Here is a 10,868-nt window from a genome sequence, read left to right as displayed (position 1 = left end):
GCCCGCCGCCTGGCAGATGCCATCCGCTGTTGCCCAGGATGTCTCGTTCGATCGCTGGTGGCAAAGCTTCGGCAGCCCGCAGCTGAGCCGCCTGGTCGACCAGGCGCGCGACGACAGCCATGACCTCAAGGCCGCCATCGCCCGGGTGCACCAGGCCCGTGAAGACCTGCGCATCGCCGGTGCCGGGTTATGGCCAAGCGTCGATGCCAGCGTCGATGCCTACCGCCAGCGACTGCTGCGCGGCCAGGGCTACAGCGAGCAGGACACCTCCAACAGCAAGCGCACCTATCACTACTTCAATACTGCGCTGACGGTCAGCTACGAAACCGACTTCTGGGGTGGCAAGGCTGCAGCCCGCAACAGCGCCCGGTTCGCCTTCGAAGCCAGCCAGCATGACCGCGACACCCTGGAGCTCAGCCTGCTCGGCAGCGTGGCCGACAGCTACCTGCAAGCCATTGCAGCACGGGAGCAGGTACGCATCGCAGGCCTGAACCTGGACAACGCCGAGCAAGTCCTGGCAGTGGCGCGCACTCGCTTTCAGGCAGGCTCAGCGACCGCCCTGGAACTGGCCCAGCAACAACGGGTGGTGGCCGGCCAGCAGCGGCAGCTGCCGCTCTACCGGCAACAAGCCAATGAAGCGCTGGTGACCCTGGCAACCCTGCTCGGCCAACCGGTGCAGGCGCTGCATCTGGAGGAGCAACCCTTCGACCGGCTGATCGGCCCCAGCATCGCCGCCGGCGTGCCTAGCCAACTGCTTACTCGACGCCCGGACATCGCCAGCGCCGAGGCGCGTCTGGCCGCTGCCCAGGCCGATATCCAGGTGGCCCGTGCGGCGCTGTTCCCGCAACTTAGCCTCACGGCCAGCCTCGCCACCGGCGATGCCCAGGCAGCCAACCTGCTGCGCAACCCAGTGTTCAACCTGGGCGCGGGGCTCACCGCACCGATCTTCAACCACGGTCGGCTCCAGGCCGAACGGGACAAGACCGTGGCGCGCCAACAGGAGCTACTGGAGACCTACCGAGGCGTTATCGTGACCAGCTTCGGCGAAGTGGAAAAGGCCCTCAACAGCATCGACGGCCTCGACCGCCAGGCCGCCTGGCAACGCGATGAGCTGGAGCAGGCCCAACGGGCCTTCGACCTGGCCGAAAACCGCTACCGTGCCGGCGCCGAAGACCTGCTCAGCGTGCTCGAAGCCCAGCGCACCCTGTTCGACGCCCAGAACGAACGCGTGCAACTGCGCCGCGATCGCCTGCAGGCCAGCGTGGCGCTGTACAAGGCATTGGGTGGTGGCTGGCGTACGCTTTAAGCGGCTAGTGGAAGCGAGCTTGCTGACGACAGGGCTGCACAGCAGCCCTCTCCTCAGAGTCCGTCGCGGCTCGGCCCCGCCGCGAGGTGCCGCCCATACCACGGCCGGCGTGGCACCAGGCCGGACAACCGGTCGGCCTCCTGTTCCGGGCTGAAGATAATCTGCAACGCCAGCTTCATCGTCTCGATGTCCAGCTGACCGCCGCCACCGCCGTTACCCACACCCCAGGCCCCGCAGCCCTCACGCGAAGGCCCGAGCCAGGGTTCGGCCACGCGCACCCAGCGACCGGGAGCAAACCAGGGAATGCCATTGACCGTCTTGTGCTGCACCTCGCCCGGGTGGGCCTGCTGATGGGCCAGGAACCAGTCGTTCAGGCGGTCGTCGATCCAGCCATGGAACGCCCAGAACACCGGGTTCACATGGGACGAGAACGGGTCGCCGAGGAAGTCGTTGTCTGCGCCAAACCAGCGTTCGGAAAAGTCGTAGTTGCGCCGGGCATACACCATCGGCAAGCCCGAGTTCGGATCGCGCCCCAACGCCGCCCAACGCATGTGTAACCAGTCGTGGATCCCCAGTTCGATACGCGATCCCAACTCGCCCAGGCACAGCGTGCTGAGGTATTCGGGATCGTGCAGTTGTGCTTCCCAGAGCTGGAAGTTGGCGTACAGACCCTGGTTGCTCTTGAGGTAGTACAGCCACTGGCTGAACGCCTCGTCGCCCTCGCTCTGCCACGTGGGCGGCACGCTGTAACCGGTGCGGTTGTTCAGGTAATCGGCAAACGCAGACACACCCTGGCCAATGAACGGCCGCGGCGCGGGCATGCTCGGCCATGAGCGCAGGTCCTGGACCTCGCGCACGCCGTGCAGCATGTGCCGGTGCATGAACAGAAAGTCTTCGCCGGAGCCGTTACGGTGCCGGTTGTGGCCGCGGGCGTCGCGTTCCTTGCCCAGCGGCCCGGGCTGCCAGCCAAGGGCGCGTACGGCCTGGCGGCGCGACTCGTCGATGCGGTGCCACTTGTCACGCCCGGCGTGCCAGATCTGATGGAAGTAACGCCGCCTGGGCGAGATCAGGTCTTCGTGCAGCGCCGCCACGTAGGGCAGCCGCTCACGGGCCTCGACAAACCGTCGGCGGCTGACCACGAACCGGGCGATGGGCCCGGAATACCCGGCCTGGGTACCGGCCAGGCTTACCTGACCGCTCAGGGTGGCACCACCCCCGCCCTCGCTCCAGACACCCCAGATCTCATCGAGCACGGCGTTGCAGTCGTACATCTGGCCGTCGGCAGCCACCATCCGCCAATGCACGTGGGGGAGCTTGTCGGCTGACAAACGGCCATACACCTGCAAACCATCGGCCAGGTACGGCGCTCGCCCCAGGTAGCCGCGCACAGCGCGCCCCCCCTGGCCCACGTCGAGCAACAACTCCAGCGGCTGGGCCAGGGCCGGCAGGGCTTGCTGGTTGTCCAGCAGTCGCCAGTCCCAGATGCCCACCAGGCGCTCGCCGAGCAAGGCATCGGGCACGTTGTCCACCGGCACCGCCGGCTCGTCGGAGGACAGCTCCGCTTCCTGGTCCTGTTCCCACTTCTGCCGTGCGTAGTACCCGGCGGGCAGCACGACCCCAGCGGCCAAAAGGCCTGCCAGCATCCCTCGACGCGAAAAGTTCATCCACCGTACTCGTGACTTGACTACTGCTACCAGAACGAACACTCGCAGAGGGGATTTACCGCCCGTGTAAATTCCCACCCCCACGACTCGTTCCACTCATCAGGTTCCGACGGCATAGGGCCGTCCAACAGGCGGGTCGAGAACGCAATGACGAAACACCGAACTTCACCGCGCAAATGGCCATGGGCCGTGGCGCTCGCCGTTTTGCTCAGCTTGGTCGCCGGCACCGCCGCGGGCGCCTGGTGGTACTTTGTCTACCTTCCCAACCATCCTTATGACCGCGAAACCGAGCGGCGCGCCGAGGCCCTGCAGGAACGCATCCTGTCCCTGGATGCTCACATGGATGTGCCACTGACCTACGGCAGCGACGGCCAAGAGCCGAACCGCGACGGCCCGACCCAGTTCGACCTGCCCAAGGCAGCCAAAGCGCGCCTGCGCGGTGCTTCCATCGCGATCTGGTCGTGGCCGGAATTCTGGACCGGACCGAACTGGCCGCATCGCCCCACCGACGGGTTCCAGCAGGCCATGGCCAACGAACTGGAAGTGCGCTACCGGGTCATTACCGGCATCGCCAAGGACTTCCCCAACCAGGCCGGCATCGCCTACTCCCCGGCAGATTTCCGCCGCCTGGCCGGCGAAGGCAAGTTTGCCATCGTCCTCAGCATGCTCAACGCCGCGCCGCTGGGCGATGACGTCGACAAGCTCGACCTGTGGGCCGCGCGCGGCGTACGGGTTTTCGGCCCCGGCTACGTAGGCAACAACAGCTGGGTGGACTCGGCGCGTCCGCTGCCCTTCCTGGGTGACTCGGTGGACCCACTGGGCGGCCTTTCGGCATTGGGCCAGCGCGCCGTGGCCAAACTCAACGACCTGGGCGTGGTCATCGACGTCTCGCAGATGTCCAGCCAGGCCTTGCAGCAAGTCGCGCAACAGACCCGCGCGCCGATCCTCGCCTCCCACACCGGCGTGCAGGGCATGATGGACATCCGCCGCAACCTCTCCGATGCGGACCTGGCCGCCATCAAGGGCACCGACGGGCTGGTCAACATCGTTGCCTATTCGCATTACCTCAAGCCCTTCAGCCGCGACACCATCGCGGCCATGAACAAGCTGCGCGCCGAGTACGGCCTGCCCGACCTGCAGAACCAGACCCAGATAGGCACCACCACCGACCCGGTGTTTTCCATCTGGTCGGAAAAGAAGTTTGGCGAATACCTGCCCAAGTTCTACGACGTGCTGCGCCACGAGCCTGCAGCCAACCTGAGCGATTACGTCGACTCCATCGACTACGCGGTGAAGAAGGTCGGCATCGATCATGTCGGCATCAGTTCGGACTTCAACGACGGCGGCGGCGTCGTCGGCTGGGAGGATGCAAGCCAGGCCCGCAACGTCACCGCCGAGCTGATCAAGCACGGCTACTCCGACGAAGACATCGCCAAGCTCTGGGGCGGCAACTTCCTGCGTGTGTGGGACGCCGCCCAGAAGGCCGCCAAGCCGGCCGCTTCTCCTGTCACCCAACACTTGCAAGGACAACCATGAAACGGCTGATCTACCTGTTCGCTTTTGCTTGCCCACTGCTGTCGCTCAACGCCTTTGCAGCCGACCCGACCACGCCTGGCAAGGTCTTCAAGGACTGCAAGGATTGCCCCGAGCTGGTGGTAATCCCGGCGGGGAGCTTCACCATGGGCACGCCGGACGATGAGGCGGGCAGGCAGCCCGACGAGGGCCCGCTGCACAAGGTAACCTTCGAACGCCCGTTCGCGGTCACGCGCTTTCATGTCACTGCACAGGAATGGCAGGTGTACGCCAAGGAATCCGGTGCCGTACTGCCCACCGGCGACGACCGCCCGGGCCGCCTGTGCACCAACGGCAAGCCCAGCTACCCGCAAGGCCCGCGCCAACCAGCCGTGTGCATGAGCTGGGACGATGTCCAGGGCTACGTGGCCTGGATTGCCAAGAAGACCGGCAAGCCCTACCGCATGCTCACCGAGGCCGAACGCGAATACACCGGCCGCGCGGGCTCCACCGGCCCGTTCCCGTTCGACTTCGATGAGCCCGGGCAATACCAGATCACCAAGCACGCCAACACCTACGGCCCACGCGACGGCTACACCTATACCGCACCCGTGGGCAGCTTCCCGCCGAACGCCTTCGGCATGTACGACATGCACGGCAATGTCTACGAATGGCTGCAGGACTGCTTGCACGACAGCTACAACGGTGCACCCACCGACGGTAGTGCCTGGCTCACAGGCGGCGATTGCGAGTTCAAACAAATCCGTGGCAACGACTGGACCGAGCCGCCGATCTTCTCCCGCTCCGGCAACCGCAATGAACGTGGCCACGATGTGTTCGGCGACTGGCTGGGCTTCCGTGTGGCCCGCAACCTCGTTGGCAGCACCAAGGACTGACCTTTCACAACGACAACGGAGACTTACCCGATGACCGACCTCAACCGACGCGCATTCGTGACCGCCGCCACCCTGGCCAGCCTGGTTCCGGCCTTGCCGGTCTGGGCCCAGCAACCGTCGACACTCCGTCCGGTCGACCCGGTCTTCGGGGATAACATCATCCGCCTGGATTACAACGAAAGCCCGTACGGCCCCAGTGAATCGGCCGTCAAGGCCATGCAGCTGGGGGCCCGCCAAAGCGGCCGCTATTACTACGAACAGCAAGTGCGGTTGATCGAGTTGTTCGCCCGGCAAAACGGCGTACCCGCCGATCATGTTGCCGTATTCGGCGGCTCACGCCTGCCGCTGCAGGAGGGACTGGCACACTATGCCGGTCCACGCAGCGTGGTCGTCGCCGCCCCCACCTACGACTCCCTCGCCAGCGGCGCCCGGTCGATAGGTGCAGCCTTGCACGAAGTGCCGCTGGACGCCCACCACGCCCATGACGTGAGGGCCATGCTGGCAGCCGATCCGAATGCTGGGGTGATCTACCTGTGCAACCCCAACAACCCAACCGGCACCCTGACGCCTCGCGCCGACATCGAGCACCTGGTGACGAACAAAGCCAAGGGCTGCCTGGCCGTTATCGACGAAGCCTACATCCACTTCTCCGATGCCAGGCCCTGCCTCGACCTGGCCGTGGCCCACGATGACGTGCTGGTGCTGCGCACCTTCTCCAAGCTCTATGGCATGGCCGGCGCCCGGCTGGGTCTGGCCATTGCCAGGCCAGCGGTGCTCAACCATTTGCAGGCCTACAACGGGCGCAACTTCATATCCCTGAGCGCATCGCTGGGCGGCATCGCCAGCCTGGAACAAAGCGATCTTGTAGCGACTCGAAAACGCACCAACCAACGGATCCTCAACGCCACCACCGAGCGCCTGCAAAAGGCCGGCTACCGCTGCACCGAAGCCCAGGCCAACTGCTTCATGGTGCACCTCAAGCGCCCCGCAACGCCGGTTATCGAAACCATGGCCGCGCAAGGCGTGCGCGTTGGCCGGCTGTTTGCGGCCTGGCCCGAGTGGATGCGCGTCACCGTCGGTACCGAAGACCAGATGAACACCTTTACCGAAACCTTCCTCAGGGTCATGGCCAACGCCTGACTCCGGCTCACCGAGACCTCCACATGACCGTTTCCGCAAACAGCCTGGCCCGCGAGACCTGGCGCATCCTCGAACCGTTCCGGCTGGCCGTCGTGGCCTCCGTCGCCATGGGGATCGTCAGCGGCCTGGGAGTGACCGCGCTGCTGGCCACCGTCAACCGCGCCATGAACCAGGCAGGCGGCCCCACCGCCTGGGTGGCCCTGCAGTTCGCCGGGCTGTGCCTGCTGACCCTGGCCTGCTCCACCGGCTCCCGGCTACTGACCAACCACGTCGGCCAATACGTGGTGCGCAACTTGCGCCGCGAGCTGGCGGGCAAGGTGCTCGGTGCGCCCATCGAGCAACTGGAGCGCTTTCGCAGCCACCGCCTGATCCCGATCTTGCTCAACGACGTGACCACCATCAGCAGCTTCGCCCTTTCGGTGGCGCCGATGGTGATCTCGTTCACCGTAACCCTGGCGTGCCTCGCCTACCTGGCACTGTTGTCGTGGCAGATCCTGGCGCTCACCCTTCTCACCGTGGCCATCGGCGTGGGTGCCCAATATGTCGCCCAGCGCTTTGGCAACCGGCGCATGGCCGAAGGACGTGAAGGCGAGGACGAGCTGCAAGGCTATTACCAGGCAATCACCGACGGTGCCAAAGAGCTGCGCATCCAGCGCCAACGCCGCTGGCGCCTGCGTGATGAGCAGATCGACGGCGTCACCCAGCGCATCGCCCAGGCCAACATCCGTGCCGGCGCCATCTTCATCAGTGCGGAAACGTTCGGCTCGATGCTGTTCTTCGCCGTCATCGGCCTGGCCATCGCCTTCCAGGTGATGTGGCCGGCGGCCGAGCGCACGGTGCTGGGCGGTTTTGTGCTGGTGATGCTGTACATGAAAGGCCCGCTGGAGCAGCTTGTGCTCAACCTGCCGATGATCGGCCGTGCGCGCATCGCCCTGGGCCGGGTGGCCGAGCTGTCCCAACGCTTTTCAACACCGGAGGTGCAAGGCCAGCCCGGTGAGATGAGCACCCAAGCCGCGCCATTCGAGCGACTGGAGTTGCGCCAGGTGCGCTACGACTACCCGGTGATTCCCGGCAGTGATCCGTTCCGCCTGGGGCCGGTGGACCTCACGGTGAACCAAGGCGAGATCCTGTTCATCGTCGGCGAGAACGGCTGTGGCAAGACCTCGCTGATCAAGGTGCTGCTGGGGCTGTACCCGCCTCATTCAGGGCAGATCCAGCTCAACGGCCAGCCCGTCTCTGATGAAGGCCGCGACGACTACCGACAGTTGTTCACCACCATCTTCGCCGACCACCACCTGTTCGATGACCTGAGCCCCGTGGCCGCCGACAAGCCCGAACTGGTGGCCCGCTACCTGGAGCGCCTCGACATCGCCCACAAGGTCAGCCTGGTCGACGGCAGCTACAGCACCACCGCCCTGTCCACCGGCCAGCGCAAGCGCCTGGCGCTGGTAAACGCCTGGCTCGACGAACGCCCGGTGCTGGTGTTCGACGAATGGGCCGCCGACCAGGACCCGTCCTTCCGCCGAGTGTTCTACACCGAGCTACTGCCGGAAATGAAACGCCAGGGTCGCACCATCATCGTCATCTCCCACGACGACCGTTACTTCCACGTCGCCGACCAGTTGATTCGCATGGACCGCGGCCGCGTCGCCACCGAGCGGGTCGAGGCCGAACAACCCGCCTGAACAAGCCAGGTCGCTCCCTGACGCGCAGGAGTGGACCGTGGTCGCGCAAGGGCTGCACAGCAGCCCTTTTCCCCGCCCTGCCCCTTTCGTGAACCCCTTCACAAAACCTTAAAGAAAATCTTTCTCGTTTCGTTCAATGACTGCGGGGCATCATTGGGGGTGCCCGCGCGATAATTAATTTAATGTCGACACAACACGATCAAAGAGAGCATCCATGCCATCCCTCCACGGATTGACCCCCCTCGCCCGGGCCTTGCTGATACGTCACTCGGTGCGCAAACCTCGCCTGCTGGCCGCTGCGGGCCTTGCCATGATGCTGCCCGCCGTGACGGTCCAGGCGCAGGACATCGCTTTCGACATTCCCGCCCAGCCACTGGCTTCGGCGTTGCGCGAATTCGGAAGGCAGGCGAATGTCGAAGTGCTGTACAGCCCGGGCGTGGTGGAGGGCCAAAAAAGCACTCAGGTAAAGGGTAGCCTGAGTGCAGAGCAGGCGATCGCCCAGCTGCTACGAGGCGCCAAAGTGCGCTACAGCCTGCAGGGCAACGTGCTGACACTTTCACCGCCGGCCGAGTACAGTGCAATGGAGCTCGGTGCGACGACGGTAACCAGCTCGGGCCTGGGCGGCACCACCGAAGGCACTGGCTCCTACACCACCGGCACCGCCTCGATGCTTAAGGGTAATACCCGGCTCAAGGACATTCCTCAGTCCGTGTCCGTGATCACGCGTCAGCAGATGCAGGATCAGAACGTCAAGACCGTTGACGAAGCGATGATGGAAACACCGGGGATCAGCAAGTCGGTCACCAACGCTGGCAACCATGTTTTCCTGTCGCGCGGCTTTGAAATTCGCAACTACCAGTACGACGGTATCCCAATGGGTTACTGGGCCAAGGGCGGCTTCGGTAAGCAATCTGACATGGCCATGTACGACCACGTTGAAGTGCTGCGAGGCGCAGCAGGTATGCTGATCGGTGCAGGCGACCCTAGCGGCACCGTCAACCTTGTGCGTAAACGCCCCACTGACGACTTCCGCCTGAACATGGCAGCACAAGCTGGATCCTGGGATGACTACCACACCGAACTTGATGTCAGTGGTCCGCTGAGCGATGACAAGCGCCTGCGCGGCCGTACCGTGCTCTCATACCAGAGCAAGGACTACTTCTACGACGGTACCCACTCGGAAATGCCGTTCTTCTACGGGGTATTGGACTTTGCCCTGACCGATGACACAAGGATTGCCGCAGGCATGCGCTATCAGCGTGCCTGGCAACCGCGAATCTGGGCAGGAAACTTGCCAGGGTCGAACAACGGTACGAACCTGCACCTGTCGCGCTCCACGACCCTGGCACCCGACTGGGCCCGCCAATTGGACGAAACCTATGAATACTTCGTGGATATGAACCACGACTTCAACGAAAACTGGCACGGCAAGGTCGGTGTCAATCATCTCCAGATCAAGAACGACACCGAAACCGTATGGGTTTTGGGTTCGGTAGATCCCTCAACAATGACCGGGGCACGCCTGACCCCCTATTACAGTTGGAACAACATTCGCGCCACCGGCGTGGATGCGAACCTGACTGGAAACTTCGAATCCTTCGGCCTGGAACACCGGTTGGTCATCGGTGCCAACTACCTTAAGTCGAGTGAGAACTCCGCCCAAGGGTATGGTACCGCCTTTCCGATCAATCTGAACGACCTCAACGTCAACGTACCCAAACCTACCAGCATCAACATGTCACCCGCCAACAACGAGACGATCAACAAGGGGGTCTACGGTAACATTAACCTGCAGCTGGCCGAACCACTGCATCTGATCTTGGGCGGCCGTGTAAGCGAATACAGCTACGACAATATTTTCGGCACCACGAAGACCACTGCACAAGAACATGGCCAGGTCACCCCATACGCGGCGCTGTTGTATGACCTGACGCCTGACTGGACCCTCTACACCAGCTATACCGACATCTTCAACCCGCAGTACAACTACAAGAGTGCAACCGGTGGTGCGCTTAAACCCACTACCGGCTACAACTACGAAGCGGGGATCAAGGGCGAGATGTTCGAGGGTCGCCTCAACACCTCGCTTGCAGTCTTCTACACCCGCCAGAAGGATCGAGGTCAGAGGCTCGACTCCAACCTGTGTACAGGCGCGCTGACCATCTGCTACACAGAGGGTGGCGAAGTCGAGAGCAAAGGTATCGAAATGCAAGTAAGCGGCGAGATCCTCGATCGCTGGCAGGCCAATGTTGGCTACACCTACAATCGCCAGGTCTATGTCAAAGACGTCAGTAACGCCGGCGGTAACTTCAGCGATTCGACGCCCAGGCATCTCTTCCGCGCCTACACCAGCTACCAGTTTGCAGGCCCCTTGGAGCGCTTGACCATCGGCGGTGGCATGACGGCTCAAAGCGACACCTACTATCTCAGCGGCGCTTACAGCTACGCACAGAGTGGTTACGCGGTATGGAATACTTTCGCCCGCTACCAGCTTGACGACCACTGGAATGTCCAGCTCAATGCCAACAACATCTTCGATCGTTACTACTACGAAGACCAAGGTGGACGCCTCTACGGTACGCCGCGCAACTACACTGTGACCTTGCGCGGAAGCTTCTGATCCTCCCCGCACTCTCCAGGCCCGGACGAAATTCACGTTTCTCCG

At 63.6% G+C, this 10,868-nt stretch carries 7 protein-coding genes; 6 read left to right on the top strand and 1 reads right to left on the bottom strand.

All coding sequences use genetic code 11. The features are described 5' to 3' along the window. Window positions 1-1,306, top strand: a 1,306-nt coding sequence (locus tag AK81_RS20330) for an efflux transporter outer membrane subunit (RefSeq protein WP_050491932.1), incomplete at its 5' end; no start/stop codon positions are given. A gap of 53 nt (window positions 1,307-1,359) precedes the next feature. On the opposite strand, the gene AK81_RS20325 is transcribed toward AK81_RS20330, so the two are convergent. Further along, window positions 1,360-2,970 (bottom strand): PvdJ/PvdD/PvdP-like protein, encoded by a 1,611-nt coding sequence (locus tag AK81_RS20325; protein WP_081042121.1) that lies wholly within the window; start codon window positions 2,968-2,970, stop codon window positions 1,360-1,362. Between the two features lie 147 nt (window positions 2,971-3,117). On the opposite strand from AK81_RS20325, the gene AK81_RS20320 reads away from it, so the two are divergent. The 5 genes from AK81_RS20320 (at window position 3,118) to AK81_RS20300 (ending at window position 10,823) form a co-directional block, all read left to right on the top strand. Next, complete coding sequence (locus AK81_RS20320) at window positions 3,118-4,506, top strand: dipeptidase (protein ID WP_081042120.1); 1,389 nt, start codon at window positions 3,118-3,120, stop codon at window positions 4,504-4,506. Beyond that, window positions 4,503-5,378, top strand: a complete 876-nt coding sequence (locus AK81_RS20315; RefSeq protein WP_043201858.1) for a formylglycine-generating enzyme family protein — start codon at window positions 4,503-4,505, stop codon at window positions 5,376-5,378. Before AK81_RS20320 ends, AK81_RS20315 begins: the two co-directional genes overlap by 4 nt. Window positions 5,379-5,408: 30 nt before the next feature. Further along, window positions 5,409-6,518 (top strand): aminotransferase class I/II-fold pyridoxal phosphate-dependent enzyme, encoded by a 1,110-nt coding sequence (locus AK81_RS20310; RefSeq protein ID WP_043201856.1) that lies wholly within the window; start codon window positions 5,409-5,411, stop codon window positions 6,516-6,518. Window positions 6,519-6,541: 23 nt separating this feature from the next. After that, complete coding sequence (locus tag AK81_RS20305; protein ID WP_043201854.1) at window positions 6,542-8,203, top strand: cyclic peptide export ABC transporter; 1,662 nt, start codon at window positions 6,542-6,544, stop codon at window positions 8,201-8,203. Between the two features lie 214 nt (window positions 8,204-8,417). Beyond that, window positions 8,418-10,823 carry a TonB-dependent siderophore receptor gene (locus AK81_RS20300; RefSeq protein ID WP_043201852.1) on the top strand — a complete coding sequence of 802 codons (2,406 nt, stop codon included), beginning with the start codon at window positions 8,418-8,420 and terminating at the stop codon, window positions 10,821-10,823. Window positions 10,824-10,868: the final 45 nt, after the last annotated feature.

The organism is Pseudomonas putida W15Oct28 (assembly GCF_000708715.2).
GTDB lineage: Bacteria > Pseudomonadota > Gammaproteobacteria > Pseudomonadales > Pseudomonadaceae > Aquipseudomonas > Aquipseudomonas putida_R.
The sequence above is the reverse complement of the archived record's forward strand: the minus strand, read 5'-3'. Positions and strand labels throughout refer to the sequence as shown.

Coding starts and splice junctions, on each gene's coding strand:
- AK81_RS20320 (WP_081042120.1), top strand. CDS start 3,118: ATGACGAAACACCGAACTTCACCGCGCAAATGGCCATGGGCCGTGGCG.
- AK81_RS20310 (WP_043201856.1), top strand. CDS start 5,409: ATGACCGACCTCAACCGACGCGCATTCGTGACCGCCGCCACCCTGGCC.
- AK81_RS20300 (WP_043201852.1), top strand. CDS start 8,418: ATGCCATCCCTCCACGGATTGACCCCCCTCGCCCGGGCCTTGCTGATA.
- AK81_RS20325 (WP_081042121.1), bottom strand. CDS start 2,970: ATGAACTTTTCGCGTCGAGGGATGCTGGCAGGCCTTTTGGCCGCTGGG.
- AK81_RS20315 (WP_043201858.1), top strand. CDS start 4,503: ATGAAACGGCTGATCTACCTGTTCGCTTTTGCTTGCCCACTGCTGTCG.
- AK81_RS20305 (WP_043201854.1), top strand. CDS start 6,542: ATGACCGTTTCCGCAAACAGCCTGGCCCGCGAGACCTGGCGCATCCTC.